Here is a 26,930-nt window from a genome sequence, read left to right on the forward strand (position 1 = left end):
AGCGAAGCAATCCATTTCGCCACAAGCGGAGACATGGATTGCTTCGTCGCTAGCGCTCCTCGCGATGACGGGGCACGACCAAGCCCGCGGCCATTGCCTGCTAGCCCATCGCCACCTTGTCGCCGCGGTGCTCGCGTTGGTCGAGCCACATCGTGCCGAGCGCGAACGCCAGCCAGCCGAAATTGTAGACAAGGCCAATTATCAGAACGACCCAGCCGGGAATTGGGCCGACTGCGGCGCGATCGACAAATTCCGCGAGGGTTGACGCGGGCGCCGGATGGATTGCGATCTTGCCGTAATAGGCAATCACCTGGACGGCGAGAATCCAGACGTAGTTGCGACGCAGCCGCCGCCCCGCCGCGCGGACAAATGAAATGTGGTGGCGGGGCGCGGTGTAGTCGTGGCCGAGTATCACCTGCCAGCTATCGTCGCGGGCTTCACCGGTGAATATCGGCGCGTAGAAATTCGTCTCCATCCATCGAGCTCGGGCGCGCCAGACATTGAAGTAGCGATAACGTCGCGCCTCCATGCCGAGAAACACGGCAATGAGCAGGCCTACGAGCAGGAGCGGCAGGGGTGAAGCTTCCGGGCTCGAAAAGGTCGTCGACAGGGCGATACCCATTGTGACAATCGCCCAGTTGGTCGTGTTGTCGAGCCGCGTTCTCCAGATTGTCGAACGGTAGACTTCGCCCCGGTAGAGATGAGCGATGGCGCCCATTTCGGCAGAATTGAAGCTGTGTTGGCGCTGTGTTTCGCTGGAAGCCGTAACAGACATGGCGGGACTCCGGTTGTCCGAACCGCGGATCACCGGCGTTGACCGGGAGCGTCCACATCATCAACGCCGATGAACCTATCCGGAATTGTGACGTCGCAACTATGCTCGCCCCGAGGCCGAATTGCCAGCAACAGGTCGAGCAATAGAACGGTGCACCGCAGTATCGCGGCCTAGCGTCCGCATTGGGTTGCGTGCGTGACTACAATGACGACGACATCGCGCAACCCGACAGGGCGCTGCTCACGGCGCAACTTCCCACCCGTGCTCGTCTACCTCAGCGGAGAGAAACTATCGTAGTCCCGGCCATGCCAAGTACACGCGCGGCCCCGGTGGACAGGTCTATGCATCGTCCCTTCACGAACGGACCACGGTCATTTATCCGGACGGTGACGCTTCGTCCGGTGGAATGTGAGGTGACTGTGACGTTAGAGCCGAATGGTCTGGCGCGATGCGCTGCGGTCATCGCATTTGGATTCATCCGCTCTCCCGATGCGGTTCGGCCGCCGCCGTAGCCATAGCGCGAAGCAATGCAGGTTTCGGCAAATACAGGCGCAGACAGACAGCTAAGCGCCAAGGCGGCGCATACCGGGCGGATCATCGTCAGCCTTCCAGGACCGAAGCTCAATGGGCCAACTGCCAACTTTTCGCGGGCCTCTGAGTTCCAGCAAGCGCGTCAGAATGACGAAAGCGGCACAGCATCGTTGCGGTAACAGGATCGTCTAAGCGCGTGATGCGCCCGGACAATCGGCGCCCTACCGCTTGGCCCCGAGATACGTCGTCCAGACGGCGCTGGCTAAGGTCTGTGATGTTTTGCGAGCGCATGCCTTTTCGACTTCGGCAACGATCGAAGACACACTGATTCTCGGCTGTGTTTGGCCACTCGCCGCAGCAACGTAATTGAGTCCCGTCCAGAAACCGTGAATCCAGACCGTCCCCTCCAACAGATGCTCTTCCGTAGACCGCCAGTGAGCGCAACTCATGCTCCCTGCTCCGATCATGTCGACTGAAACCTTGGCATCCTGCGCTGACGCTGTGCAGACCGACGCGCCGAGGACGATCGACGCAAATAGAGATGGCCTTATCATCCACCAGGTCATGCTGGCACCTCTCGCTCGAACGCCCAAAGTCGGCTGTCGCGTAAGTCCAGCGATCGGGTTGGCTACCGGAATGCCGCTACCAACGATGCCCGCAAGGTCCCGGCACCATCGAGGGTTCGATCAACGTGGATTCCTGCAGCATCACCAGGAATTAGGCTGCAGCGTGACAAATGCAGATGGCGTTAGCCCATTCTGCTGTTCCGCTTGTAGGCGGGATGGCTGGCGCCTGCTCAGCAAGTTGATCCATCATCAGCCATTGCATCGCAGCGACTGCGTTGGCGATCGCGGCCAAGGCGCCTATGATTGCACGCCTCGGCTTGCCCCTAAGCTCCCGCCATCGCCTGCTCGATCGCCGAGAGCGCCGCATTAGCCTTGGCGCCATCGGGCCCGCCGGCCTGCGCCATGTCGGGCCGGCCGCCGCCGCCCTTGCCGCCGAGCGCTTCCGAGCCCTTGCGCACCAGTTCGACCGCATTGAATCGCGCGGTGAGATCGGCGGTGACGCCAACGACGATGCCGGCTTTGCCGTCCTCGGTGACGCCGACGATCGCGACGACGCCGGAGCCGATCTGCTTCTTGCCGTCGTCGACCAGGCTCTTCAGATCCTTGGTCTCGACGCCCTCGACCGCGCGGGCCAAGAGCTGCTTCAACGCGTTTGACCGCCTTCTCGATTCACGACGGGTCCTCGATTCCTTTTCGGGCTTCGTGATCATTTACCCAAATATGGATGACCACGCCCCCTCCGTTTTGCGTGAACGCTGAACATTCTATCTTGGCCACATTTGGAATATCGAGTTCCTCTGCCCCATCTTTGCTCCTCAGCGCGGATTTATAGCATTTGCGTGATGCTGTTTCGAGCGTGTTGGCCGGTGAACCTGTTACCGCTTCTCCTCCTCGCGCTAAAATCTCAAACCAAGAGTTTGGGGGAAAGGCATTATCCCACGTGAGAGAAACTCCCGTGAGACGGTAGCTGGTGCAACTCAATACAAATCGAGGCCGGTCGAAGAACACGCCAGTGCCAGAAGGAGAAAAATGATCGAACCGCGCATTTGTGCGTTCAACGATGCGCGCGGCAATTTCTTTGCATCTCGCAGAGTCAACGCGGCGTTCTTTCGCGAGTGTTGCTTCGCTTAATCCGCCCAGTGTGCAACACACAACCAGGCTCCAAAGGCCGCGCATCATGCCTTTTGCCGACATGGGCGAATTGAACCTACTACCCATAGGCGTGCTGCTATAAAATCGGCAATTAAGAGAAAAGCCCCCCGCCACCTGCCCCGCGACGACGCGCGTCTGCCGCACGCTCTTCGCAGACTTCTCTCCACATTTCGTAAGTTTCGGAGACCATGTGGTCTAACTCGTCGAACGTGAAAAGCTCTACTCCTTGATCCAAAGAAACGACGGGCACTCTCGGCCCCTTCTCCGAAAGCGCGAACTGCACAATTGCCAGCGCGACATCGGCAAAGTCAGGATCGGCTGCTCGAATGCGTTCGTGCATCATTGAGAAAACGAACCTACGCCCCTGCGCAGTCAGTCGTTTCGCGCGGCGAGGGTCCAAGAATGGGATGATGGCTCGCTCGCCAACGGTCAAAATGACAGGCTGCCAAAAGACGACTTTCGTGCCGATTCCCAGTTGGAGCGGGAAAATATCATGGCGACGTCCGATAATCGCTTTCTCGCTGACGAAATCGAATAGCCCCTCCGCGACACGCAGATTAGCCCGCTCTTCCGCGTCGCTATCAGATCGCTTCCGAATAGTGGCCTGAATCTTTTCCCAAGGCGCGCGTGGCATCGGGCCAATGAGGTCAGATTGGACATTCAGGACGTCTGAGATTGTCGCTCTGACTGGGCTATAGGAATATGGAGGATGCCCCAGCCGCATTTGATCGAGTGCGCGCCTCTTCTCGTCTTTTGGAAGCGGAGCAATTCGGGCAAGGTCGATCTCAGGCAAAGGGCGTATCTTCACTAGGCTCTCCGGCGGAGGGATGGCTCCCAATAGAAACCTTATGATGCTTAAACCGCTCCCGAATCACATCGTCGGGAATACGCATCCCAAATGCCAGAGACGTTCTCCCTTTGTCCACCACAAAGTGCCACGGCGCGCCCTTGGCGTGGGAGATATCCACTAGTCTGCCGGGGGTCATTCGCCCGTAAGACTGCACGATTCGGCTTATGTGCCGAATGATGTCGGGATCGGAAGGCGGCGTAATGGCTTCTCGCGTCCCCTTCACGACATTCAACCGCGCCGCACGGAAGTTGATCGGCTCAGCGCCCGCGACCTTGAACGCTTGGTACGCGGTTGGATGCACGGGTCCGTACTCCCAGGCTTCGAAGTATCCGGAAACGAGTGGTCGCTTCTGTTCGATCAGGAAGATTGCATGTGCAAAGTACAGTAGCTTCTGGAGCGCAAGATTAGTCATGCGACGTTCCATGCGCTCGCTTTCATCGAGCATCAGGTTCGCTATACCGCGCGCGTCATACACTTCACCCATAAGCGTCGACTTCGGGCTTTAGTTGGGTTTAGCAGGCACCAAGCCTGATTCTGCCAGTGTCGATAGTGCGATCTCGATAGTGCGATCCTCGAACAGCTTCAGCTTACGTTGACCCGCCGTCTTTCCGCCGGGCCAACTCGCCAGCCGCTCGCGGATGGATGCTACATCGGGTTCAACCGCATCCTTGTCCAAAAGCCAGTCGACGGTAGAAAGAAGCTCCATTCCCAAAGGAGACTCAAATCCGTCAATCAAACTCGACGTCTTTTCTAGCGCTGGCCGATACTCTTTAGTCTCCGGCGACGTAAGATACGCAGCAACCTTATCACGCTTGGAGTCGTCGAAGTGAATGACATCAAACGGGCCTGCGTCTCCCAATCGCTTGTCGCAATGCAGGCAACTTCCGTCCAGGCCGTTTAGGAGGTGCTTCAGCTTCTCGGAGTATGGTCCGAATTTGTTCGCCGTGAACTGAAAGTCCATACGGTTCTCTAGACCAAGCTTTTCAACGTAACGCTCAAGAAAGTATCCGAGCTTCTGGATTTCGAGCAGCGTGCAGTCGAAACCGAGAATGGAATATCGTCGCACTAGCTCCGCAATGAGAGCGCGTGTCGGAGTCAGCGATTGTACACCTGTTCTCTTGGCAACATTCTGATATTTTGCGGTAGGCTCATAAACGATGACATCCACATCAGGCATCTCTCCTAGAGAGGCCTCGATTTCACGTCTCACATCCTTCCAATTAAGGCCACCATTGCCCGCTCCTAGCGGAGGTAATGCGATGGATTTGATATGCTTCTCTGCTATGACCCGTTTCAAGTCATCCAACCCCTGAACAATCCAATCCATTTGTGACGGAAATCGCCAGTGAGCTTTCGTTGGGAAATTGATTATCCACTTGGGGCCGAACATTTGCCGACGCTCAGTTACGAACATCTTGCCAAGTTGAACTTCCTTCAAACGACAAGCGTCTTCATAAGCTTTGAAATTCTCGGGATAGGCTTCCTTGAACATCAAAGCCACCCCTTTGCCCATCACCCCCACCGTATTGACGGTGTTGACGAGAGCTTCCACCTCGGACTCCAACAGGTTTCCTTGCGTAAAACGGATCATCTTAGAGATACCATGTGCGTCGTGTGAGAACTTTCAATTTCTTACCTTTCGAATCGGCGAGCGCTTGAACTTCGTCTCCAACCGAATCGTTGTAACAGGCCACGCCCATCAAGGCGCTTAACGGTACGTTCTTGTGCACCAACGCTTCCGCTTGATACTTTTCGAATTTCTCCACGTCGTACTTCTTAAAGTTTTTGACTTGAAGAACGGGCCAAATGATCCAATCCAAGTCGTCCAGATTGTCTGAGAACTGAGCCAGCTTCAGATAAGCGTGTCTATCTGTGAAGACGAAAGGAACTCCCTGCTTCTTCAGCAAATGCAGCGATGACACGAGTATGACGATGTCTTCTATCGGCTTTTTAGCGATACCATTGTACCCAGTCTTGATGTTGTAGAGCATTGGACTGAATGGCGTGAAATAGAACGGCACGTAGTCACTGAGCGTTCCACCCGGCCCGCATGGCACCGGGTGCGCAGCGCGTTTAGAGATCAATTCTTGATTACCGATCTCGGCGTATTTCGCAGCGCCTGCGGCGCTCTTGCACTTACAGCCACTGTCAATCACGCTCCCGATGTTATCGCGGTGGCAAATTCGAAAGATCAGCGCCTTTTCGGGATTCAGGAGGTCTTTAGACATTTGCCAAGAATACGCGCGCGACCTCACACAGCGAAGCACGCTTATGTTGGATTCACAGACCTTCCACCTGCTCCCCCCATCAGGACTGAGAACAAACTACGAACAGGTTAAGATTCGGTCAATAGGGCAAATAGCCCTATCGATCGGACGCGTCCCTTGCTGCCGTCCCGGCTCTCCGACCCAGCCGAAACGGCCTGAGCATTGGATTCAGCTAATTCAAGCTCCCGCCATCGCCTGCTCGATCGCCGAGAGCGCCGCATTAGCCTTGGCGCCATCGGGCCCGCCGGCCTGCGCCATGTCGGGCCGGCCGCCGCCGCCCTTGCCGCCGAGCGCTTCCGAGCCCTTGCGCACCAGTTCGACCGCATTGAATCGCGCGGTGAGATCGGCGGTGACGCCAACGACGATGCCGGCTTTGCCGTCCTCGGTGACGCCGACGATCGCGACGACGCCGGAGCCGATCTGCTTCTTGCCGTCGTCGACCAGGCTCTTCAGATCCTTGGTCTCGACGCCCTCGACCGCGCGCGCCAGCAGCTTGACGCCGCCGGCTTCGCGCACGCCGCCCGCTGCCGCGCCGTTGCCGGCGCCGCCGCCCATTGCGAGCTTCTTGCGCGCATCCGACAGATCGCGCTCGAGCTTCTTGCGCTCTTCCATCAGCGCCGCGATGCGCGAGGGCATGTCGTCGACACTGGTGCGCAGCTCGAACGCCGCCGTCTTCGCAATCGCCATCGTATCGTTGGCGTGCTTGCGCGCATGACGCCCGGTCAACGCCTCGATGCGCCGTACCCCTGAGGCCACCGCGCTTTCGCCGGTCACCGAGATCAGGCCGATGTCGCCGGTACGGCGCACATGGGTGCCGCCGCATAGTTCGACCGACCAGCCGAGCGTGTTCTGGCCGTGGGCGCGGGCCTGCTTGCCCATCGACACCACGCGGACCTCGTCGCCGTATTTCTCGCCGAACAGGGCGCGCGCGCCGGCCTCGCGAGCGTCATCCACCGCCATGATGCGGGTGGTGACCTCGTCATTCTCCAGCACAACCTCGTTGGCGATGTCCTCGACGCGGGCAAGTTCTTCCGCCGTGATCGGCTTTGGATGCACGAAGTCGAAGCGCAGACGATCGGGCGCCACCAGCGAGCCGCGCTGGGCGATGTGATCGCCGAGCACCTGGCGCAGCGCCTCGTGCAGCAGGTGCGTCGCCGAATGATGGGCGCGGATTGACGACCGGCGCGCATGATCGACCTCGAGCTGCAGCGCGGTGCCTACCTTCAGCGTGCCCTGCTCCACCGTGCCCAGATGCACGAACAGATCGCCCGCCTTCTTCTGGGTGTCGGTAACGTGGAACTTGACGCCCTCGCCTGTCAGCAGGCCGATGTCGCCGACCTGGCCGCCGGACTCCGCATAGAACGGCGTCTGGTTCAGCACGATCGCGCCGGTCTCGCCCGGCTTCAGGCTGTCGGCATCCTTGCCGTCCTTGACCAGCGCGGTCACCACGCCCTCGGCGCTTTCAGTGTCGTAGCCGAGGAATTCGGTGGCGCCGAGCTTTTCGCGCAAGGGGAACCAGATGGCCTCGCTGGCAGTATCGCCCGAGCCGGCCCACGATGCGCGCGCCTTCTCGCGCTGCCTATCCATGGCGTCAGAAAACGCCGCCTGATCGACGCTGATGCCGCGCGACTTCAGAGCGTCCTGCGTCAGGTCGAGCGGGAAGCCGTAGGTGTCGTACAGCGTGAACGCGGTGTCGCCGTCGAACATGTCGCCCTTCGTCAGGCCGGCGCTCTTCTCGTCGAGGATCGCAAGGCCCCGCTCCAGCGTCTTGCGGAAGCGGGTCTCTTCCAGCCGCAGCGTTTCCTCGATCAGCGTTTCGGCGCGCACCAGATCCGGATAGGCCTGGCCCATCTCGCGCACCAGCGCCCACACCAGACGATGCATCAGCGGCTCGCGCGCGCCGAGGAGCTGCGCGTGGCGCATCGCGCGGCGCATGATCCGGCGCAGCACATAGCCGCGGCCTTCGTTCGACGGTAGCACGCCGTCGGCCACGAGGAAGGCTGAAGAGCGCAGGTGATCCGCGATGACCCGGAACGACGCGACGTTCTTCTCGTCCGGTCCATGCCCGAGCGCCGAAGCGGCGGCATCGATCAAATGACGGAAAAGATCGGTCTCGAAGACGCTGTCGACGCCCTGCAGGATGCAGGCCATGCGCTCCAGCCCCATGCCGGTGTCGATCGAGGGGCGCGGCAGCGCGACGCGCTCGTCCTTCGTCACCTGCTCGAACTGCATGAAAACCAGGTTCCAGAATTCAAGGAAGCGATCGCCGTCCTCTTCCGGGCTGCCCGGAGGCCCGCCCCAGATATGTTCGCCGCGGTCGATGAATATCTCGGAGCACGGACCGCACGGGCCGGTATCTCCCATCGCCCAGAAATTGTCCGAAGTCGCGATCCGGATGATGCGGTCGTCCGAGAAGCCGGCGATGTTCTTCCAGTGGCGCGCCGCCTCCTCGTCGTCGTGGTAGACGGTGACGAGCAGCTTGTCCTTCTTCAGCCCGAACTCCTTTGTGATCAGGTTCCAGGCGAGCTCGATCGCACGCTCCTTGAAATAGTCGCCGAACGAGAAATTGCCGAGCATCTCAAAGAATGTGAGATGCCGCGCGGTGTAACCGACATTGTCGAGGTCGTTGTGCTTGCCGCCGGCGCGCACGCATTTCTGCGAGGTGGTGGCGCGCTGGTAGCCACGCTTCTCGACGCCGGTGAAGACGTTTTTGAACTGCACCATGCCGGCATTGGTGAACATCAAGGTCGGGTCGTTACGTGGCACGAGCGGCGACGACGGCACGATCTCGTGGCCGTTCTCCGCAAAGAAGTCCAAAAATTTCGACCTGATCTCGTTGACGCCGCTCATGTTCATCCAATCGGAAAAAAGGGCCGGGTCAGGCTACAACCAGCCTTTAACCTTCCGGCGGAACGCTTTTAGACAAGGCGGCCTGCGGTGTCCAGAAACTGTGCAGGCGGATCATAGGCTTGCCGCAGCACACAAGATGGGCGCGCAAGTCCCGTTGATAATGCTGCGGCTGCGTTGACAGGCTTGGCAGGGCTGTGTTTCCCTCTTATCTGTAAGACGTCACGTCGGGAGAGATCGGCTTAAGCGCCGGCGCCGAAGGAGCAACCGCCCCGGAAACTCTCAGGCAAACGGACCGCGTGACGAAATAGCATCTGGAAAGAGACGCCGGGCGGCATGCGCCCAGGGCGTCCGCCGACGGGATAATACTCTCAGGCACAGCGACAGATGGGGCTTTCTTTGGGTTTTTGGAGGCTGGTCTCCGGAACCCATGAGGGCCTTGACGATGCTGGCAAGCGACAAATCCCCCCTCAAACGCACACCGTTGCACGGGCTCCATGTGGCGCGCGGCGGCAAGATGGTTCCGTTCGCGGGCTATGAGATGCCGGTGCAATTCCCGGCCGGGGTCCTGAAGGAACATCTGCATACGCGAAGCGCCGCCGGCCTGTTCGACGTCTCGCATATGGGCCAGCTCGCGCTGCGGGCGAAATCCGGCAAGGTGGAGGACGCGGCGCTGGCGCTGGAGCGGCTGGTGCCGCAGGACATCTTGGCGGTTGCGCCGCGACGGCAACGCTATGCCCAGTTCACCAATAGCGATGGCGGCATTCTCGACGACCTGATGGTGGCGAATTTCGGCGACCACCTGTTTCTGGTCGTCAACGCCGCCTGCAAGGCCGAGGACGAAGCGCATCTGCGCGCGCATCTCTCGGATACCTGCATCATCGATTCGCTGCCGGACCGCGCGCTGATCGCGCTGCAGGGACCGAAGGCGGAATCAGCGCTGGCGAAACTTTGTGCAGACGTGACTGCAATGCGGTTCATGGATACCGGGCCGCGCAAGGTGGCGGGCTTCGACTGCTTCGTCTCCCGCTCCGGCTATACCGGCGAGGACGGTTTTGAGATTTCGGTGCCGGCCGAACAGGCCGAGGCGCTGGTGACGCTACTCCTGGACAATCCGGACGTGCTGCCGATCGGATTGGGCGCGCGCGACAGCCTGCGGCTGGAAGCCGGGCTTTGCCTCTACGGCCACGACCTCGACACCACGACGACGCCGGTCGAAGGCGCGCTGGAATGGTCGGTGCAGAAAAGCCGTCACAGCGGCGGCGCCCGCGCCGGCGGCTTTCCGGGCGCAGAAAAAATCCTCTCACAGTTTGAAAAAGGCGCATCGCGTCGCCGCGTTGGCTTGCGCCCCGAGGGCCGCGCGCCGGTGCGCGAAGGCGCGCTGCTTTTCGCAGATAGCGCTTCCATCGAGCAAGTCGGCAAGGTCACCTCGGGCGGCTTCGGCCCGAGCCTCAATGCGCCGGTTGCGATGGGCTATCTGCCGACATCGCTCTCCGCCAACGGGACGTTAGTTTTCGCCGAAGTGCGCGGCCAGCGCCTGCCGCTGCAGGTCGCAGCCATGCCATTCGTTCCCAACACCTACAAACGCTGAACCTGCAAACGCCAAAGGGAAGTTTTCATGACGACGCTGTTCACATCCGACCACGAATGGCTCCGCATCGAGGGCGATGTCGCCACCATCGGCGTCACCGATTATGCGCAATCGCAGCTCGGCGACGTCGTGTTCGTCGAATTGCCGAAAGTCGGCCGCGCCCTGAAGAAGGCCGAAGCCGCCGCCGTCGTGGAGTCGGTGAAAGCCGCTTCCGATGTCTACGCGCCGATCTCGGGCGAAGTGATCGAGGTCAACGAGGCGCTCGCCGCCGAACCCGCGCTGGTGAATTCCGACGCCGGCGGCAAGGCCTGGTTCTTCAAGCTGAAGATCGCAGACAAGAGCGAACTCGGCGGCCTGATGGATGAGGCCGCCTACGAGGCACACACGGCCTAAGGAAGGACGTCATGAACGCGCCGCTCAAGACCACCGCCACAGCCGCCACTGATTTCGTGCGCCGGCATATCGGCCCCTCGCCCCGCGACATCAGTGCAATGCTGGAGAGCGTCGGCGCGAAGAGCCTCGCCGAGCTGATGGGCCAGACGCTGCCCTCCTCGATCCGGCAGAAGAAGCCGCTCGATCTCGGCCCCGCGTTGAGCGAGACTGAGGCGCTTTCGCATATGCGCGAGCTCGCCGCGCAGAACCAGGTGTTCACCTCGCTGATCGGCCAAGGCTATTCCGGCACCATTCTGCCCACGGTGATCCAGCGCAATGTTTTGGAGAACCCGGCCTGGTACACGGCCTATACGCCGTATCAACCGGAAATCAGCCAGGGGCGGCTGGAAGCGCTGTTCAACTTCCAGACCATGATCTGCGACCTCACCGGCCTCGATGTGGCCAATGCCTCGCTGCTCGATGAAGGTACTGCCGCGGCGGAGGCGATGGCGCTGGCCGAGCGCGCCTCGCAAGTGAAGACAAAATCGTTCTTCGTCGATGCGGAAGTGCATCCGCAGACGCTCGCGGTGCTGCGTACCCGTGCCGAGCCGCTGGGCTGGAATCTGATCGTCGGCGATCCGCTAGCCGATCTCGAAGGCGCCAATGTGTTCGGTGGCCTACTGCAATATCCGGGAACGACGGGCGCGGTGCGCGACCTCCGGCCGGCGATCTCGGCGTTGCGTGCGAAGGGCGCGCTCGCCGTCGTCGCGGCCGATCTTCTGGCGCTGACGCTGATCGCCTCGCCCGGCGAGCTTGGCGCTGACATCGCGATTGGATCGGCGCAGCGGTTCGGCGTGCCGATGGGCTATGGCGGCCCGCACGCGGCCTACATGGCGGTGCGCGACGCGCTAAAACGTTCGCTGCCCGGCCGCATCGTCGGGCTGTCGGTGGATTCGCGGGGGCAGCCCGCCTATCGACTGGCGCTGCAGACCCGCGAGCAGCATATCCGCCGCGAAAAGGCCACCTCCAACATCTGCACCGCGCAGGTGCTGCTGGCGGTGATCGCTTCGATGTACGCGGTCTATCACGGTCCCGAAGGGCTGACGCATATCGCGCGCACCGTGCACCGCCGCGCGGCGGCGCTGGCAGCGGGGCTGACAAAACTCGGCTATGCGCCGGCGTCGCCGGCGTTCTTCGATACGATCACCGTCGCCGCGGGCGCGAAGCAGAGTGAAATCGTTGCGCGCGCGCTCGCCGAGAAGATCAACCTTCGCATCGGTGATGGCACGCTCGGCATCGCCTTGGACGAAACGACCACGCCTGCCACTGTGGAAGCGGTGTGGCGCGCCTTCGGCGGCAAGCTGTCCTATGCGGATGTCGAGTTGGGCGCGCGCGAAACGCTGCCCGCCGAATTGAAGCGCGACAGCGCCTTCCTTGTCCATCCCGTGTTCCACACCCACCGCTCCGAGACGGAGCTGCTGCGCTACATGCGCAAGCTCTCAGATCGCGACCTCGCGCTCGACCGCGCCATGATCCCGCTCGGCTCCTGCACCATGAAGCTGAACGCGACCACGGAAATGATCCCGCTGACCTGGCCCGAGTTCGGCTCGCTCCATCCGTTCGCCCCGCGCGAACAGGCGGCCGGCTATCACGCGCTGTTTGCGCGGCTGGAAAAATGGCTGTGCGACATCACCGGCTATGACGCGATCTCGCTGCAGCCAAATTCCGGCGCGCAGGGCGAATATGCCGGGCTGCTCGCGATCCGCGCCTATCATGCCGCGCGCGGCGAGCCGCACCGCAAGGTCTGCCTGATCCCCTCTTCCGCGCACGGCACCAATCCGGCGTCTGCCCACATGGCCGGCATGGAAGTGGTGGTGACGGCCTGCGACGCGCGCGGCGATGTCGATGTCGAGGACCTCCGCGCCAAGGCGGAGAAGCATTCCAAGAATCTTGCCGCCGTGATGATCACCTATCCCTCGACGCATGGCGTGTTCGAGGAGCACATCACCGAGATCTGCGACATCGTGCACAGCCATGGCGGCCAGGTCTATCTCGACGGCGCCAACATGAACGCGCAGGTCGGTCTCTCCCGCCCCGGCGATTACGGCGCCGACGTCTCGCATCTCAATCTGCACAAGACCTTCTGCATTCCCCATGGCGGCGGCGGGCCGGGCATGGGCCCGATCGGCGTCAAGGCTCATCTTGCGCCCTATCTGCCAAGTCATCCTTCAAATTGCCACCCCGCAACCGATGGCGCGGTGCCGCATCCCATCGGCCCCGTGTCGGCGGCGCCGTTCGGCTCGGCATCGATCCTGACCATCTCCTACATCTATATCCTGATGATGGGTGGCGAAGGCCTGACGCGCGCCACCGAAATGGCGATCCTCAACGCCAACTACATCGCCAGCCGGCTCGACCCGCATTTCCCGGTGCTCTACAAGAACGCCAAGGGACGCGTCGCGCATGAATGCATCGTCGATCCCCGCCCGCTGAAGACGACGAGCGGCGTCACCGTCGATGACATAGCAAAGCGCCTGATCGACTACGGCTTCCACGCGCCGACCATGAGTTTTCCGGTGCCGGGCACGCTGATGATCGAGCCGACCGAATCGGAATCGAAGGCGGAGCTGGACCGGTTCTGCGACGCGATGATTGCGATCCGAAGCGAGATCACGGAGATCGAGATCGGCCGCTGGAAGGTCGAAGCCTCGCCCTTGCGCCACGCCCCGCACACCGTGCACGACATTGTCGATGATGCATGGAACCGCCCCTACAGCCGCGCCACGGGTTGTTTCCCCGATGGCATCTCGCGCACCGACAAATATTGGAGCCCGGTCGGTCGCGTCGACAACGTCTATGGCGACCGCAATCTGGTGTGCTCATGCCCGCCGGTTGAGGATTACGCGCAAGCGGCGGAGTGAGGCTCATGTCCCGGACGCGGTGCAGCGCGCTAGCGCTGCTCCGCAGAGCCGGGACCCACACACGCGCAAAACGGATAGACCCGGATCAGCAGCGCACTGCGCCGCTCGAGAAGCGTCGCGCTGCGCAGCATCCGGGGAACGCAAAAAACAAAACGGGCACTGAGGACGTCGGCAACTCAACGTCCGCAGCACCCGTCCGTCACGTTTCAGGCCTTAACCCCTGAAGCGTTTCTCAAAACTTATTCGTCGTCCGCCGGCTCCTCGCCGTCGGCGTCGCGCTCGGCGGGACCTGCCAGAATCTGCTCGGCGATCAGGCCGGAGTTCTGGCGGATCGCCGTCTCGATCTTGGCGACCATGTCGGGATTGGCCTTGAGGAAGGCTTTTGCGTTCTCGCGACCCTGGCCCAGCCGCTGGCTGTCATAGGAGAACCAGGCGCCGGATTTTTCGACGATGCCGGCCTTGACGCCAAGGTCGAGGATCTCGCCCATCTTGGAGACGCCCTCGCCATACATGATGTCGAATTCGACCTGCTTGAAAGGCGGCGCCAGCTTGTTCTTCACCACCTTGACGCGGGTGGTGTTGCCGACGACTTCGTCGCGCTCCTTGATGGCGCCGATGCGGCGGATGTCGAGACGGACGGAGGCGTAAAATTTCAGTGCGTTGCCGCCGGTGGTTGTTTCCGGCGAGCCGTACATCACACCGATCTTCATGCGGATCTGGTTGATGAAGATCACCATGGTGTTGGACTTGTTGATCGAGGCGGTGAGCTTGCGCAGCGCCTGGCTCATCAGCCGCGCCTGCAACCCCGGCAGCGCATCGCCCATCTCGCCCTCGAGTTCGGCCTTCGGCACCAGGGCCGCCACCGAATCGACCACCAGCACGTCGATCGCGCCGGAGCGCACCAGCGTGTCGCAGATTTCCAGCGCCTGCTCGCCGGTGTCGGGCTGCGAGATCAGGAGCTCGTCGATGTTGACGCCGAGCTTGCGCGCATAGACCGGATCGAGCGCGTGTTCGGCGTCGATGAAGGCGCAGATGCCGCCCTTCTTCTGTCCTTCCGCCACCGTGTGCAGCGCCAGCGTGGTCTTGCCCGACGATTCCGGCCCGTAGATTTCGACCACCCGCCCCTTCGGCAACCCGCCGACGCCAAGCGCAATGTCGAGGCCGAGCGAGCCCGAGGACACCGTCTCGACGTCCATCGAACGGTCGTTCTTGCCCAGCTTCATCACCGAGCCCTTGCCGAACTGGCGCTCGATCTGGGAGAGCGCGGCAGACAGGGCCTTGGTCTTATCCATGGAGGATCCTTCAACGATACGCAGGGCAGTGGCGGACATAATACGTGCTCCTTATGGCGGGGATTCGCGAGCGGGACAAACGGCGGTGAGCAGCTTTTGGGATTCGATTTCGTCTAGGAACCCTTGTACCACCTTTGTTCTATGTTCGCAATATGTTCTTTTCACCGCGCCCGCAGGTACTGGCCTATTTCCGGCCAGTACTCAGGCCCTTGATCACGAAAACAGAAAGACCCCGATCAGCAAACCTGCTGCAAATGCCCAGAGGCCTAATGTGCAAGCCGAGACAAGGCGGACGAGATTACGGAGGTCCTGCGGGACCTCATGGGATTGGTCCGTCATTGCAGCCGTCCCCCTGAGCAGCAATTGGCTGGGGTCGTCCCTTTTTATGAACGGGCGGCATCCCGGCCGCCTAGGCACGCATTAAACCCCATCTCCGGTGCTGTCTGTCTGGCTTCCGACATTGGTGGTTTTCGGTGGCCTGATTTGAATTGGCGAGTGGCCTAATTCGGCCAGTACCGCCGCAGGATCCTGTCCGTATTTGACCCTCACGCCTAAGTTGATTTTGGGAGTGTCCTCGTTTGCCGTAACATCTCCAGCGCGAGCGCCTCATGAGCCCACTCACCACACTTGCCATCTACCTCGGACCCTTCGTCGTGCTTGGGATCGTCACAAGCCTTCTAATGAAGCGAAGGGCGGTTGATCTCACTGACGTTCAATCGCAGGCCGGGCCGAACCGGAGACCGCGCAAGGTGTTCCTCCTCGGAGGATGGCGGACTGAAGATTGAGGCCACCTCTGTTCTGCAGGCCCAAGTCCCTCGGCCTCGCGCAAATTGAAAGGGCCGCCTTTCGGCGGCCCCCAGCCGGTACAAATTGGTTCGGGATGAAAAGCAGCCCCGGCGACATCAAGCATAGAATTTTCCACACGCACTTTTGGAGTCCGTAACACCACGGTGTTTCCGATTCCGAAACTCAGGAATATCCGACCCAGCTCCCGGTGCGCCCTGACGAAGATAGCTGCTCCCCGCGCCTCGCCTTTCGCTGCCCGGACGGTCCCCCCAACTACGCAAACATACGGAGGTGACCCGGCGCCCAGCCTCTGCCTATCTCTCGCCAATGACGGGCCGACACATTCTTTTCACATGCCCACGGCTGAGCACGAAGGTGCAGCATTGGCTTCCGGCGACCGCGCCGGAGGACGAGCCCAATTCGTATGTGTCCGTCGTTTGCCTCGCCTGCACCCGGCTTCACTTCATCCATAAGGAAACCGGGAAGCTTTTGGGCGAGGACACCGCGCCCACTGCCTCGTGAGGTTGCCGCCCTCGGCGCCCAGCCCAACCCAGTCCGAACACACGATCCGGGTGAGCCCATCCGACTTAAGTATAGTTTTGCACTTTTCCCCGGAACGGATTTCGCCGCAGTGCGTAATTGCAGCGGGTGCGGCAGGTAGTGACGGGTAGTAACGGGGAACCAGTATTGTGCCGGGCAAGAAATACCTCACGGAACAAGCGGCAACCTTTCTCAAATTTGCAATGGCCACCACGGATCCGGAGATCGCCGCAGGCTTTCTCGATAAGGCCGCCGACCTTCGGGCCAGAAGTGAAGAGGCGCCGGACGCCAGCCCCCGGGCGCCTGATGTAGAGCAGCCGGAAGGCTAGCTCTCGCGATGAGGCCGCCGAACCGGCGGCCTCATCGTTATCCGACCTTGCAAATCGGGACGCGGTGACGTCGCCTACAATTTGCGGTGACGTCGCCTACAATTTTAAGCGTGCTTGCGGCTCCATCTGAACCGTCCTTCAAGGCGCTGGACGCTATGCCAGCGGCATGCAGATACGAATGACCGCCCCTGTGACCGTCCTTGCCCACGAACCCATCCTGCCGACGCTTCAACACCATGGCGCTCATCTCCTCACGTGGCTGTTGAACCTCAGCCGCACGCCGGAGCCCTCAAGGGTGCCGCAGCCGGTCCGGCCGGACGCGCCGTCGAGAACCCATATTCCGCCGCGACAGCCCTATCCATCGCGGCAGGAATAGGGAGCCCGCCCGCCGGGCGGCCGCGCCCTATGCGCGCAAATCGCCCGGCAAATTTGCCGTCGGGCGCGTTGAACCTTTTTCCTAACGTCCCCGACAAAATTCTTGCCTGGGACATTGCATCACTCGGGGAATAGGCCTGCGCCGCCAAGCGACCATACTCCGCTTGCGCGGCGCAGTGCTTTTTGCGCGCCGCGGAAATTAGGCTGGGCTAGGGAATTCGGTCACACCGATGGGGTTGAAGCCCCCGGTAGCGGATATCGGCCGTGCGCGTCGCGGCAAAGGCATTGCCTGCGGCAGGAACAATTACAATTTTAAGTCAGAGGTCCGGTTTGAAGCGGTCGGGAGCCGCAGCGGGATTTCTCTATGATCCACAAGGGCGTCGAATACACCGTGACGGCGGTCGCTCCGGGCATCTGGAAATGGCAATTCCGTATCGGCGACAGGGTCGTCACGGGCAAGACCGAAGCCAGACTCAATCTGCTTGCCATCCGGCGGGTCCAGCTTCGGATCGATCGGGAGCTGAAAAAAGCCGAACGGGAGTAACCCGCTCGGCTGCCGCTTCCGCAGGCCTTCCAGCCGGGGAAGTTTCCCTGCAACTGCATCAGATTAGACCTAAGCGATAACCCGGTTTATATGCCCGGCAACGCGCCTGGACCCGTAAAAACCCGGAGTTGATCTTTCGATATGCGAGGAATCCACTCCCCGCCGGATGGGGATCTCAGGGCCAACGGCGGCCCCATTTTACATTTGGTCAGCTTGCCATGCCGATCTTTTTCTTCAGCGTTCGACATGGCGAGGATGCATGCGTCTGCAATGACGGTGCGGAATTTGCCGATCACAACGCCGCGTGGAAGGAAATGACCGGGGTCTGCGGCGACATGATCGCGGACGTTTCCCGCAAGCTGCCCGAGAACACCGCGTGGCAGATGGAATTGCTGGATGAATCCAAAAAGCCGGTATTCCGGATTCGCCTGGTGGCCGAGACGCTGCAGGATCCTGACTAAACGAACGGCAAATTAGGCGTGGGCCTTCCGGGAAGCGGCATCGGGTTCACCTGGCAGCGCCACGCCGTTGCGCAGCTCCCGGGCGGAGACGAAGCGGACGCCGACCAATTCGCCCCTGCGCCAGATCAGCGTGCATACCCTGCGCACCTCGCCGCCCGACGTTAGAGAAAGGCCGAACACCTTGGGAACCGCGAGGTCGCCCACATCCAGGCAGGCGCCGTTCTCGGAAATGTCGAGGATGTAGCACTCGATCCATGGCGCATCCGGCGCCGGAATCAGGAATCCCGGCTTGCGCAAGTCGACCCGAACGAACTTGCGGGCACCAAGGTCTTTGCGGTCTCTCGCCATAATTTCTCCTGTCGGGTCGTCCTGTCGCAGTCTGCATCATTCCGGGCTGGTGTTCCGCACGCTCCGGAATGACGGTAGCAACGGCCGTCCGCCATTCTGGCCCGCTTCTGTCCGGGAACTACTAGGCGGAATACCTCAATACCGGGTTATCGGAATCCGGCAAAAATCGGAGGGTCGATGTTAAATTCCGGCGCCAGTGGAACCGCGTCACCTAATCGGCGCTGGCAAGCCGGCGCATGGTGAATTCGATGTCGCCACTGGGCAGCTCGCGCCAGCTTTCGACCGAGCTCATATAGGCCGCCTTGGGATAGCGGTTGAGGAAGTCGCGCGCCCTCGCCCTCGCCTCGTCACGCGGCAGCGTAAACGTCTCGCGCAGGTAGCCGTCGCCCAGCTTGCGCCGGCCGGCCATCCGGCTCGCGAGATCGCGCGGACGAAAGACCATGTCGTAACTCCAGACACGATAACGACAGGTCAAATATAGGGGTAGCGGCGAGCGAATCCTACCCGCCGCTTTGGCGGGGAAGCTACTGACTGCTGCTGCCGGTCTTGTTCTTCTTGGCGGGCGCCGCGGCCTTGGGCGTCTCGGTGCTGCGCACCGTGCCCCAGGGGTCGGAAGAGGTCTTGGCATCGGGAATCTTCCGCAAGGAATCCTTGTAAGCCTTCTCCTTGATCGCGTCCTGCTCCCTTTCCTCCGGCGATTTAGACTGGAGTTCCGGCATCAGGTTGATATTGGGAGTCATCTGTGCGTGGGCCGGCACCATCAACAACACCACCATTACGGCCGCGCTCAGCATTCTCATGACGCTCTCCTTTGCGATGCTTTCAGCGGTTTCGGCAAAGATACCACCGACGTAACCGCCAAGCCAAGCACGCGCGGACAAGCCTTTGGTTCGACGCCTGCAGGGTTTCAGGCGCTTGCGTCCAATCGCTTTGCCGATCGCGCCGGACTGTGGCAGCCCACGCCGCTGTTCCCTTCGCCGCAATGACCACTACAATGCGCCGACAACAAGATCGGACGAGGAAACGGACGTTCATGCAACAACAGCCACAAGCGGGCGAATTCGGCATCGCGGAAGCAACGCGCGTGCTCGGCGAGGTCTTTGCGCCATGGGTGATGGATCTCAACCTGTCGATCGAGCGCTTTGACTCTGCTCCGCCCGGCGATGCCGCCGACTGGCAGCCGGGCGCGATCCTGCGCCTGCCGTTCTCGGAGCGGCTGTGCCGCAATGGCGGCACGGTCTCGGGCCAGGCGCTGATGGCATTCGCCGATACCGCGATGGTGATCGCCAACCTCGCCGCCAACCGCGGCTACCGCGCGATGACAACGGTCGACCAGACCACGCATTTCATGCGCGCGGTCTCTGCCTCCGACGTGTTGGCCGATGCGCGCGTGGTCCGCCTCGGGCGCACCATGAGCTTCGGCCGGGTCACGCTGCTTTCTGCGACCGATAACAAGCCGGTGGCGATGGTCTCGAGCGCGTTCGCGTTGCTTTAGAAAATTGTAGGAAATTGTAGATGGGGTAACGGGCCCCGGTCCGCCTTCCAGGCAAGCCGCGCTTGCTACGGCGCTGTTGGGTAGCGCGCTTCGCGCGGCGTGCCTGGAAGGCGGGCGGTCGTCCCTGACATTGATGGTGTTACGGAGTCAGAGGGATGAGCCTCGCTCCAAGCATCAGGGAGAGACGATCATGGAGTATTATGCAGGAATCGACGCGTCATTGGAATGCTCGAGCGTGTGCGTTGTCGACGCTAGTGGCAAGATCGTGCGCGAGGCCAAAGTGGCGAGCGAGCCGCAAACCCTGATCGCCTGGTTCGGTTCGCTGGGCTTCGGCCTGGAACGGATCGGCCTGGAGGCCGGACCCTTGTCGCAATGGCTGTTTGCAGCAATGAAGGCAGCCGGCCTTGCCGTGGAACTGCTGGAGACGCGGCACGTGCGGAAGGCGTTCGAGGCGATGCCGGTCAAGTCGGACCGCAACGATGCCCGCGGCATCGCGCAACTGATGCGGCTGGGCTGGTTCCGGCCGGTGCATTGCAAATCGATGAGTGCGCAAGAGACTCGATCGTTGCTGACGGCACGCAAGCTGGTGCAATTGAAGCTTCTCGACGTAGAGAACAGTCTGCGCGGGATCCTGCGCGGTTTTGGCTTAAAGGTTGGCAAAACGAGCAGGCAGGGGTTCGCGGGACGGATCGAGGAACTCGTGGCGGGCCACCCGCACCTGCAGATGATCGCCAAGGCGCTGCTCGCGGTTCGAGCGGTGCTGCGGACCGAGTTCGCAACTTTCGAGAAGCAGGCCCGCAGGATGGCGCGATCCGACAAACAGGCGCGGCTGCTGACGTCAGTCCCGGCGGTCGGCCCCATCGTGGCGCTGACCTATGCCAGCGCGATCGACGATCCAACCCGATTCAAATCGTCAAAGCAGACAGGAGCCCATTTCGGGCTAACTCCCAAGAAGCATCAATCCGGCGAGACCGATTACACCGGCCGGATCAGCAAGCTCGGTGACGCCTCGGTGCGCACGGCGCTCTACGAGGCCGCCCACGTCATGCTGACCAATTCGGTCAAAGGCTGTTCGCAACTAAAGAGCTGGGCCATGCGGATCAAAAATCGTGCCGGCATGAGCAAAGCCAAGGTGGCGCTGGCGCGCCGGCTCGCGGTGATCATGCATCGCATGCTCGCCGACGGAACCCCTTTTAACGCCGCTGCTGCGGCAGCCTGACAGGAGAGACGCAACAGTTTTCGGGCGGGTCACGACACCAGGCCTTCTCGAAGCGAAGTCCCTTCGCCGGGACGATGGATCAGGTCAGGCCGTTGCCCACCAGGTCGCCCTCGTGAGCACGCCCAATGTAGATTGGCCGACCTATCCTCTTCCAACCCCATCAGGTGGCGGCCCCGCGCCGACCCCGTACAGAAGCGAGACCCCGGCGAGCGGACAACGCAAAGGGATTGACTAATCGAGGCCCGTTACAGAAGGGTGGGCAAAGGCGCCCTTGCGCCGTGCCGACCATCAAGCACCCGGTCTTCCCTGCGCCCTCTGATTGGAGAGGGCCAAACGAAGATGCAAAGCTCGGGCGGAACGCGCCGCGAGAACGCGAAATTATATCCACCGTCATTGCGAGCGAGTTGTTTGACGGTCGAATCCAAAATCCATCCTCACGTCGTCCCTGCGAACGCACTAGGGCATGCACACATTTCTGAGGCTCCATCCGGCGTGGAAGTATTCCAGGCCGTGTTTGAAGGTAATTGGACCGGGCGGTTTGGATGACGGGTAGCCGTCCCAGCCGCCGAGCCGACCGATGATCCAGGCAGCCCAGGCAAGGCTATCGGATGGATGCGGGTTGCTCAGGCGTATGGTTTTGGCCTCAAGCTGTGCGTTAAGGGCAGTGAGCGCCGCAACTTCATCGGCATTGAAGGCGAGGCTGGCGGGTTGCTTGCCGCGGCCATCGCGCGCGTGCAAGAGTTGGACGGTGATGACCGCCGCCTTGGCGGCGATGGCGACCAGCTTGAGGAGACGCTCGGCTGAGCCGATCTGACTGTCTTCGAGTTTGAAGCCTTGCGTCTTGAGGACGCGGAAGAACTGTTCGATCAGCCAGCGCCGCTTGTACCATTCGACGATGCGCCAGGCCTCTTCTTTGCTGGTTACCGGGTGGGTGGTGAGAAGCCGCCAATGAAGGGGCTCGACGCCAGCTTCGGGATTGGGTTCACGGACGTCGACCACATATAGCGGCAAGCTCTTAGGCAGATGGCGCAGGAACTTGGTCTGCGGTCGAGCCAGTTCGATCACACCAAAGCGCAGTTCGAGATTTGCGACACGCTCCGGCCGTTGCACTCGCGCGGGCAGCCAGACGGCACGCCGGTCTGTCACAGCTATGCGCTCAATGGCTGCGTACAAACTGGTGTCGTCCGCGAGCTTGCGATCATGCATGCTGCGGACGATCACATGGAAGTGTTCCTCAGCCGCGCTCGCATAAAGCGCGAAGATGTCGCTCTCGCGATCGCCAATCACGGTGACCATGGCAGCGCCGGCCAGCAACGGCTTGGCTGCAAGGGCGGTGCTGATCCAGCGCTGCGATTCCTTGTCCGACAAGTCGCGCCGGTCGTGTGAGACGGTGCGGCGGCCCTTGCGCGTCCACGCCTGGCCGCTCAACAGGCCAAGGCAGGTGCCGTCGTCGGCATCCACTGCCAGCAGGGGATGGAGTAGCACGCCGTGGACGTTGCCCTTGGCGGTCTCTCCGAGACCGCGGCGGCGCCGCGCCGTGGGATGGAAGTTGATCTCGCTGGTGTCCTGGATCGCCAATACGTGGCGGCCTTCGACCGCTGCGACTGTGCTTTCACCCCAGCTTTCGATGATCTGCTCCGTTGTCACCTTGGGATTGCGCAGGAAGCGGTTGAACCGCACCTCGAGCGCCCGATCGCCCTTCGAAAGTCGCCGCAAACACACATCTTTGCCCGCGACCATGCATTCGAGCAGCGCCGCCCCCCTTTATCAAGGCGGAGATCCCCGAACCGACCCAGCGTCCAATTAATCTGTGACAACATGCCGACACCTCTGCCAAAGCCGAAGTGCCGAAATAGGAATCACACGACTTCCCGATTCTGGAATCCTTGCAGCAGGCCTGAGTCAATCCGCCGCACCTGAACTAGATGTGTGCATGCCCTAGTGCGAACGCAGGGACCCATAGCCACCGGCCGAAGTTGTTTTGTGAGGTCGTAGTTAGCTTGTCGTTTCTAACAAGAACTGCCGCGGAGTATGGGTCCCTGCGTTCGCAGATGGAGTTGTTGCGGAAATCTACACCTTGACCACCCTGCTCCGCCGCCAGCGCCAAAGCACGATCGCCATCACCACGATCGCCAACCCGACCGCAATCGCCCCGCTCATAAATCGCCCACCGGGCCGGTCGATGGTGCGCGACCACAGCGAGGACGCCTCGCCCGGCCGCGCCAGGCGGAACGCCACCACGCTGTCGCCGATCGTGGTGCCGGACTCGGAATGACCGCCGGCGCCGATCGCGACATATTGCTCGCCCTTCCACATGTAGGTCATGGGATTGGCGACGCCCGGCACCGGCAACCGGCCCTGCCACAGCTCCCGCCCCGATCGGGCGTCGAAGGCGCGCAAATAAGCATCCATCGCGCCGGTGAAGACGAGGCCGCCGGCGGTGATCGCGACGCCGCTGACGAGCGGCGTGCCGAAGGGAAAAGCGATGCCGAGCGGCGCACGATCTTCCGTAGTGCCTACCCTCGATCGCCAGAGAATCTTGCCGGCCTTCAGATCGACCGCGACCATCTCGCCCCAGGGCGGCTTGTTGCACAACAGCCCGAGCGGCGACAGTGCAACCGCCCGCGTCATCGCAAACGGCGTGCCCTGTTGCCGTCCGAAGTCGTGACCGGGCGGCGGCTTGAAGCCATCGGCCATAGCGGCACGTGGAAGCAATTTGATAATGTGAATCGCCCGCGTCGTATTGGCGTAAAGGATCTGGCTGACCGGATCGAATGCGACGCCGCCCCAGTTCACGCCGCCGCCGGTCATTGGAAACACCACGGTGCCCTGCGTGGACGGCGGCGTGTAGAGGCCTTCGTTGCGGGCAGAGGCGACCTGCGCGCGGCAGGCTCCGCTGTCCCAGAACGGAATCAGGCCGAACACGTCGTCGGCCGAGATCTGTTGCGGCAGCAGCGCCGGGACGTGGGTCGGAAACGGCTGCGTCGGCGAGAGCTGCTCGCCTTCGGCACCGCCCTGCGGCACCGCGCGTTCCTCCACCGGCCACACCGGCTCGCCGGTATCGCGGTCGAGCACGAACACGAAACCTTGTTTGGTGGGCTGGATCACGACGTCGCGCAGGCCTTCACCGGTGTCGATGCGCGCCAACGTCGGCTGCGCCGGCAGGTCGAAATCCCAGACGTCGTGATGCACTGTCTGAAACGACCACACCCGCTCGCCGGTCTCCGCGCGCAGCGCCACCACCGAATTGGCGTAGTCGTTGTTGCCGGGCCGCTTGCCGCCCCAGAAATCCGGGCTCGGCGAGGACGTGGGCAAGAATACCAGGCCGCGCTCCTCGTCCACCGACATCGGCGCCCAGACATTGGCGTGGCCGGCAATGATGCCATCATGCACCAGCGGATCGAAGCTCCAGCGCGGCTGCCCGGTTCGCGCATCGAAAGCGTGCACCGTGCCCGGCGGCGCTTCGACGCGGCGATTATCTGCAATTGCGGAGCCGACGATGACGGTGTCGCTGATAATGACGGGCGCCGACGTGATCTGGAATTCGCCGGGCCACTCCAATGGACCGAGTGCGAACTTGATCTCGCCATTGTTGCCGAAATCGGCGCAGGGAACGCCGGTCCTGGCGTCGAGCGCGATCAGGCGCACGTCGTTGGTGCCCATGAATATCCGTGCGCGGCAGGCGGCAGTCTCAGCGGCGCGCTCGTCGAGCCAATAGGCAACGCCACGGCAAGTGTAGCGGTTGGCCGGGCGTTGAGCTGTCGAGATACCAGGATCATATCGCCACTTCGGCGCACCACTGCCGGGGTCGAGCGCGATGACCTCGTTGAAAGGCGAGCAGAAGATCAGGCTGTCCTCGACAAGCAGCGGCGTGGCCTGAAACTTGGTCCGCTTCATCGCCTCGACCGGCCGGCGATCGAGGTCGCCGGTGCGAAACTCCCAGGCGCGAACGAGACTGCCGACATTGTCGGGCGTGATCTGCTTGAGCGGCGAAAACCGCGATCCGCCGCGATCGCCGCCCCAATGCTCCCAGGCGCAAGCAGGAAGCGGATTACCCGCGCAGAAGATAGCAACGATCAAAGCGAACAGACAAACCGGATTTCGCATCCTGCCCCCGCAAGCGCAACCCACGCTTGCGGGATCGATTACCCTATTGGCACTTCAGTATCTACCCCGGCCGCCGTGGTCGCCATAGTTGCCGCCGCGTCCGCCGCCGAATCCACCGAGACCGATCCCGATGCCGATGCTGACCGGCGGCGGCGGTGGCGGCTGCTCGTAGACCACGCGCGGGGGCGGACGGCGAACGACCACAACGTCGTCATCCGGCTCACGCACACGCCGCGGCGGCTTGCGATCGACCCGCTTCGGCGGATCGGGCTCGATGCGTTTGACCGGTGCATTGACCTTGATCGGCTGCTGCGGTGGCTGGACGTTGCAGGGGCACATCGGCGCGGCGAGCGCGATGTTCTGCGGCACGGCTGCGTTGGCGGCCGCAACGGCCGGGGTGAAGTCGGGCCGGTTGCGCAGCCGCTCCTCCAGCTTGCGCGCGGTCGCGGCCAGATCGCTGTCGGGGAATCGCGTCAGGAACGAACGATATCCGGACGCGGTGTTGATCAGCACGGCGTTGTTCCACGCCACCATGCGCCGGTGCCGGACCAGCCAGTCCCGCGCCAGCCGTCCGAGCGACGTTTGCGGGTAGAGGCTGGCGAAGGCCTCATAGGCTTCGTCGGTGCCGTCGGCCACCATCAACTCGTTTGCCGCCTCGACCGGCTTGCCCTTCAGATCGCGCGTCCACTCGGCAACCGTCTTCTTCGGAGCTGCGGCAGGTTTGGATCCTGCGACCGACGCGCCAGAAAAGCGGAAATCCTCGGTCAGCGAAGAGCTGTCCCACGGGGTCTGCCGCCCATCGGTGACCTTGTTCACCGCAAGCCGCACCCGCTTGAAGGTCTCCTCGATCGGAATCCCCTGCTCCTTGCCCGCCACCAGCAGCGCGGTCGTATACGGGCTGTTGGAGCCCGAGCCGTCTTCCGCGACCGCGCCGGGCGAGGTCGAGAACGACAGGAACGTGCCGGGCGCACCAACCTTGGCATCGACCAGCGCAAGGCCGCTGCCGGCGGTCTTGAGATCGGGGAACGGATTGTTGCGGCAGGCATCGAGCATCAGGATGCGCATCCTGCTCGGCACCGATGTCAGCGTGTTCAGGATGTCGTTGAGGCGCACCGCCTGGATCGGAATGTCGGCTTCCCGCTTCGGATCGATATCGACCGGGACCAGAAAATTCTCGCCGTCGATCTGCAGCCCATGGCCGGCGTAAAACACCAGGGCGACCGTATCGGCGCCTTTCGCGGCCACCTTGCCGGCGAATTCGCTGACCACCTCCCGCATTTGATTCTGCGAAAGATCGGCCGCGGTCGAAACCTCAAAGCCGGAATCGGTCAGCAATTGCGTGACCGCCTTGGCGTCATTGGCCGGATTGGGCAGCGCGGGCACCGAGCGATAGGCGGATTGGCCGATCACCAGTGCGAGGCGACTTTCGGCGGAGGCCGAATGGGCGCCAAGCAGAACCGCCGCAGGAATCATCAGCTTGAGCAGCGCGTGACGGAACATGATGCCACCTCCCGACAATGCAGGCTTCGGATTGGTCACGGCCTCGAAGCCAAAGGTTCAAG

Annotated in this window: 23 protein-coding genes, 1 pseudogene and 2 riboswitches; of the genes and pseudogenes, 8 read left to right on the top strand and 16 right to left on the bottom strand. The window is 62.0% G+C overall.

Annotated features, from left to right (window positions below):
* Positions 1-100 precede the first annotated feature (100 nt).
* The 9 genes and pseudogenes from V1273_RS23590 to alaS form a co-directional block, all read right to left on the bottom strand.
* The gene (locus V1273_RS23590; RefSeq protein ID WP_334363649.1) at positions 101-775 is read right to left on the bottom strand and encodes a DUF2270 domain-containing protein; all 675 of its coding nucleotides are present in this window, start codon (positions 773-775) and stop codon (positions 101-103) included.
* A gap of 274 nt (positions 776-1,049) precedes the next feature.
* Positions 1,050-1,373: a septal ring lytic transglycosylase RlpA family protein gene (locus V1273_RS23595; protein WP_334363650.1), complete on the bottom strand. Its 324-nt coding sequence runs from the start codon at positions 1,371-1,373 to the stop codon at positions 1,050-1,052.
* An 822-nt stretch (positions 1,374-2,195) separates the two neighbouring features.
* Positions 2,196-2,513: pseudogene (locus V1273_RS23600) on the bottom strand (DHHA1 domain-containing protein); the annotation flags it as partial.
* Between the two features lie 28 nt (positions 2,514-2,541).
* Positions 2,542-3,066 (bottom strand): hypothetical protein, encoded by a 525-nt coding sequence (locus V1273_RS23605; RefSeq protein ID WP_334411007.1) that lies wholly within the window; start codon positions 3,064-3,066, stop codon positions 2,542-2,544.
* A 49-nt stretch (positions 3,067-3,115) separates the two neighbouring features.
* A complete protein-coding gene (gene socB / locus V1273_RS23610) occupies positions 3,116-3,832 on the bottom strand; it encodes a type VI toxin-antitoxin system SocB family DNA replication inhibitor toxin (protein WP_334411008.1) in 717 nt (238 codons plus the stop codon).
* The gene (gene socA / locus V1273_RS23615) at positions 3,810-4,358 is read right to left on the bottom strand and encodes a type VI toxin-antitoxin system SocA family antitoxin (protein WP_334411009.1); all 549 of its coding nucleotides are present in this window, start codon (positions 4,356-4,358) and stop codon (positions 3,810-3,812) included. Before socA ends, socB begins: the two co-directional genes overlap by 23 nt.
* A gap of 18 nt (positions 4,359-4,376) precedes the next feature.
* Positions 4,377-5,465 carry a type II toxin-antitoxin system antitoxin DNA ADP-ribosyl glycohydrolase DarG gene (gene darG / locus V1273_RS23620; protein ID WP_442894106.1) on the bottom strand — a complete coding sequence of 363 codons (1,089 nt, stop codon included), beginning with the start codon at positions 5,463-5,465 and terminating at the stop codon, positions 4,377-4,379.
* A 1-nt stretch (position 5,466) separates the two neighbouring features.
* Complete coding sequence (darT, locus tag V1273_RS23625) at positions 5,467-6,102, bottom strand: type II toxin-antitoxin system toxin DNA ADP-ribosyl transferase DarT (protein ID WP_334411011.1); 636 nt, start codon at positions 6,100-6,102, stop codon at positions 5,467-5,469.
* A gap of 216 nt (positions 6,103-6,318) precedes the next feature.
* Entirely contained in the window at positions 6,319-8,991 is a 2,673-nt protein-coding gene (gene alaS / locus V1273_RS23630; protein WP_334411012.1) for an alanine--tRNA ligase, read from the bottom strand.
* A 214-nt stretch (positions 8,992-9,205) separates the two neighbouring features.
* A riboswitch (glycine riboswitch) is annotated at positions 9,206-9,296 on the top strand.
* Between the two features lie 3 nt (positions 9,297-9,299).
* Positions 9,300-9,378: riboswitch (glycine riboswitch) on the top strand.
* A gap of 55 nt (positions 9,379-9,433) precedes the next feature.
* On the opposite strand from alaS, the gene gcvT reads away from it, so the two are divergent.
* The 3 genes from gcvT to gcvP are packed head-to-tail and all read left to right on the top strand — an operon-like array spanning position 9,434 to position 13,872.
* Positions 9,434-10,579, top strand: coding sequence for a glycine cleavage system aminomethyltransferase GcvT (gene gcvT, locus V1273_RS23635; RefSeq protein WP_334412255.1), 1,146 nt, complete (start codon positions 9,434-9,436; stop codon positions 10,577-10,579).
* A gap of 27 nt (positions 10,580-10,606) precedes the next feature.
* Positions 10,607-10,972 carry a glycine cleavage system protein GcvH gene (gene gcvH / locus V1273_RS23640; RefSeq protein ID WP_334381582.1) on the top strand — a complete coding sequence of 122 codons (366 nt, stop codon included), beginning with the start codon at positions 10,607-10,609 and terminating at the stop codon, positions 10,970-10,972.
* A gap of 11 nt (positions 10,973-10,983) precedes the next feature.
* Positions 10,984-13,872, top strand: coding sequence for an aminomethyl-transferring glycine dehydrogenase (gcvP, locus tag V1273_RS23645; protein ID WP_334411013.1), 2,889 nt, complete (start codon positions 10,984-10,986; stop codon positions 13,870-13,872).
* Positions 13,873-14,111: 239 nt separating this feature from the next.
* On the opposite strand, the gene recA is transcribed toward gcvP, so the two are convergent.
* Positions 14,112-15,203 carry a recombinase RecA gene (gene recA, locus V1273_RS23650; RefSeq protein WP_334381580.1) on the bottom strand — a complete coding sequence of 364 codons (1,092 nt, stop codon included), beginning with the start codon at positions 15,201-15,203 and terminating at the stop codon, positions 14,112-14,114.
* Positions 15,204-16,639: 1,436 nt separating this feature from the next.
* Here recA and V1273_RS23655 point away from each other — a divergent pair.
* The 3 genes from V1273_RS23655 (at position 16,640) to V1273_RS23665 (ending at position 18,199) form a co-directional block, all read left to right on the top strand.
* Positions 16,640-16,819, top strand: coding sequence for a hypothetical protein (locus V1273_RS23655; RefSeq protein ID WP_156434032.1), 180 nt, complete (start codon positions 16,640-16,642; stop codon positions 16,817-16,819).
* Between the two features lie 739 nt (positions 16,820-17,558).
* Positions 17,559-17,738 carry a hypothetical protein gene (locus V1273_RS23660; RefSeq protein ID WP_213285841.1) on the top strand — a complete coding sequence of 60 codons (180 nt, stop codon included), beginning with the start codon at positions 17,559-17,561 and terminating at the stop codon, positions 17,736-17,738.
* Positions 17,739-17,956: 218 nt separating this feature from the next.
* Positions 17,957-18,199, top strand: coding sequence for a DUF6894 family protein (locus tag V1273_RS23665; protein ID WP_334363657.1), 243 nt, complete (start codon positions 17,957-17,959; stop codon positions 18,197-18,199).
* 12 nt (positions 18,200-18,211) lie between these two features.
* Here the strand turns inward: V1273_RS23665 and V1273_RS23670 are convergent, their stop codons facing one another.
* The 3 genes from V1273_RS23670 to V1273_RS23680 all read right to left on the bottom strand — a co-directional run bounded on the left by V1273_RS23670 (position 18,212) and on the right by V1273_RS23680 (position 19,347).
* Positions 18,212-18,547, bottom strand: coding sequence for a PilZ domain-containing protein (locus V1273_RS23670; RefSeq protein ID WP_334411014.1), 336 nt, complete (start codon positions 18,545-18,547; stop codon positions 18,212-18,214).
* A gap of 211 nt (positions 18,548-18,758) precedes the next feature.
* On the bottom strand, positions 18,759-18,989 hold the full coding sequence (locus V1273_RS23675) for a hypothetical protein (protein ID WP_334363660.1): 231 nt from the start codon (positions 18,987-18,989) through the stop codon (positions 18,759-18,761).
* Between the two features lie 82 nt (positions 18,990-19,071).
* On the bottom strand, positions 19,072-19,347 hold the full coding sequence (locus V1273_RS23680; protein ID WP_334411015.1) for a hypothetical protein: 276 nt from the start codon (positions 19,345-19,347) through the stop codon (positions 19,072-19,074).
* A 233-nt stretch (positions 19,348-19,580) separates the two neighbouring features.
* Here V1273_RS23680 and V1273_RS23685 point away from each other — a divergent pair, with 233 nt between their 5' ends.
* Together V1273_RS23685 and V1273_RS23690 are read left to right on the top strand one after the other, a co-directional pair.
* Positions 19,581-20,042, top strand: coding sequence for a PaaI family thioesterase (locus V1273_RS23685; RefSeq protein ID WP_334411016.1), 462 nt, complete (start codon positions 19,581-19,583; stop codon positions 20,040-20,042).
* Between the two features lie 190 nt (positions 20,043-20,232).
* The gene (locus V1273_RS23690) at positions 20,233-21,261 is read left to right on the top strand and encodes an IS110 family transposase (protein ID WP_334411018.1); all 1,029 of its coding nucleotides are present in this window, start codon (positions 20,233-20,235) and stop codon (positions 21,259-21,261) included.
* A 456-nt stretch (positions 21,262-21,717) separates the two neighbouring features.
* Here V1273_RS23690 and V1273_RS23695 read toward each other — a convergent pair whose 3' ends face one another.
* The 3 genes from V1273_RS23695 to V1273_RS23705 all read right to left on the bottom strand — a co-directional run bounded on the left by V1273_RS23695 (position 21,718) and on the right by V1273_RS23705 (position 26,868).
* Positions 21,718-23,001, bottom strand: coding sequence for an IS4 family transposase (locus tag V1273_RS23695; RefSeq protein WP_334411019.1), 1,284 nt, complete (start codon positions 22,999-23,001; stop codon positions 21,718-21,720).
* 330 nt (positions 23,002-23,331) lie between these two features.
* Positions 23,332-25,368 (bottom strand): pyrroloquinoline quinone-dependent dehydrogenase, encoded by a 2,037-nt coding sequence (locus V1273_RS23700; RefSeq protein WP_334411020.1) that lies wholly within the window; start codon positions 25,366-25,368, stop codon positions 23,332-23,334.
* Between the two features lie 54 nt (positions 25,369-25,422).
* Positions 25,423-26,868: a caspase family protein gene (locus tag V1273_RS23705; protein WP_334411021.1), complete on the bottom strand. Its 1,446-nt coding sequence runs from the start codon at positions 26,866-26,868 to the stop codon at positions 25,423-25,425.
* Positions 26,869-26,930 lie beyond the last annotated feature (62 nt).

The sequence above is a fragment of the Bradyrhizobium sp. AZCC 1721 genome (assembly GCF_036924715.1).
Lineage (GTDB): Bacteria > Pseudomonadota > Alphaproteobacteria > Rhizobiales > Xanthobacteraceae > Bradyrhizobium.

What these genes read in the sequence shown, in the direction of transcription:
- V1273_RS23685 (WP_334411016.1), top strand. Translation starts at nt 19,581, where the DNA reads ATGCAACAACAGCCACAAGCGGGCGAATTCGGCATCGCGGAAGCAACG.
- recA (WP_334381580.1), bottom strand. Translation starts at nt 15,203, where the DNA reads ATGTCCGCCACTGCCCTGCGTATCGTTGAAGGATCCTCCATGGATAAG.
- V1273_RS23665 (WP_334363657.1), top strand. Translation starts at nt 17,957, where the DNA reads ATGCCGATCTTTTTCTTCAGCGTTCGACATGGCGAGGATGCATGCGTC.
- V1273_RS23690 (WP_334411018.1), top strand. Translation starts at nt 20,233, where the DNA reads ATGGAGTATTATGCAGGAATCGACGCGTCATTGGAATGCTCGAGCGTG.
- V1273_RS23680 (WP_334411015.1), bottom strand. Translation starts at nt 19,347, where the DNA reads ATGAGAATGCTGAGCGCGGCCGTAATGGTGGTGTTGTTGATGGTGCCG.
- V1273_RS23675 (WP_334363660.1), bottom strand. Translation starts at nt 18,989, where the DNA reads ATGGTCTTTCGTCCGCGCGATCTCGCGAGCCGGATGGCCGGCCGGCGC.
- darT (WP_334411011.1), bottom strand. Translation starts at nt 6,102, where the DNA reads ATGTCTAAAGACCTCCTGAATCCCGAAAAGGCGCTGATCTTTCGAATT.
- V1273_RS23590 (WP_334363649.1), bottom strand. Translation starts at nt 775, where the DNA reads ATGTCTGTTACGGCTTCCAGCGAAACACAGCGCCAACACAGCTTCAAT.
- V1273_RS23705 (WP_334411021.1), bottom strand. Translation starts at nt 26,868, where the DNA reads ATGTTCCGTCACGCGCTGCTCAAGCTGATGATTCCTGCGGCGGTTCTG.
- V1273_RS23605 (WP_334411007.1), bottom strand. Translation starts at nt 3,066, where the DNA reads ATGTCGGCAAAAGGCATGATGCGCGGCCTTTGGAGCCTGGTTGTGTGT.
- gcvP (WP_334411013.1), top strand. Translation starts at nt 10,984, where the DNA reads ATGAACGCGCCGCTCAAGACCACCGCCACAGCCGCCACTGATTTCGTG.
- gcvT (WP_334412255.1), top strand. Translation starts at nt 9,434, where the DNA reads ATGCTGGCAAGCGACAAATCCCCCCTCAAACGCACACCGTTGCACGGG.
- socA (WP_334411009.1), bottom strand. Translation starts at nt 4,358, where the DNA reads ATGGGTGAAGTGTATGACGCGCGCGGTATAGCGAACCTGATGCTCGAT.
- gcvH (WP_334381582.1), top strand. Translation starts at nt 10,607, where the DNA reads ATGACGACGCTGTTCACATCCGACCACGAATGGCTCCGCATCGAGGGC.
- V1273_RS23670 (WP_334411014.1), bottom strand. Translation starts at nt 18,547, where the DNA reads ATGGCGAGAGACCGCAAAGACCTTGGTGCCCGCAAGTTCGTTCGGGTC.
- V1273_RS23595 (WP_334363650.1), bottom strand. Translation starts at nt 1,373, where the DNA reads ATGATCCGCCCGGTATGCGCCGCCTTGGCGCTTAGCTGTCTGTCTGCG.
- V1273_RS23700 (WP_334411020.1), bottom strand. Translation starts at nt 25,368, where the DNA reads ATGCGAAATCCGGTTTGTCTGTTCGCTTTGATCGTTGCTATCTTCTGC.
- darG (WP_442894106.1), bottom strand. Translation starts at nt 5,465, where the DNA reads ATGATCCGTTTTACGCAAGGAAACCTGTTGGAGTCCGAGGTGGAAGCT.
- alaS (WP_334411012.1), bottom strand. Translation starts at nt 8,991, where the DNA reads ATGAGCGGCGTCAACGAGATCAGGTCGAAATTTTTGGACTTCTTTGCG.
- V1273_RS23695 (WP_334411019.1), bottom strand. Translation starts at nt 23,001, where the DNA reads ATGGTCGCGGGCAAAGATGTGTGTTTGCGGCGACTTTCGAAGGGCGAT.
- V1273_RS23660 (WP_213285841.1), top strand. Translation starts at nt 17,559, where the DNA reads ATGATCCACAAGGGCGTCGAATACACCGTGACGGCGGTCGCTCCGGGC.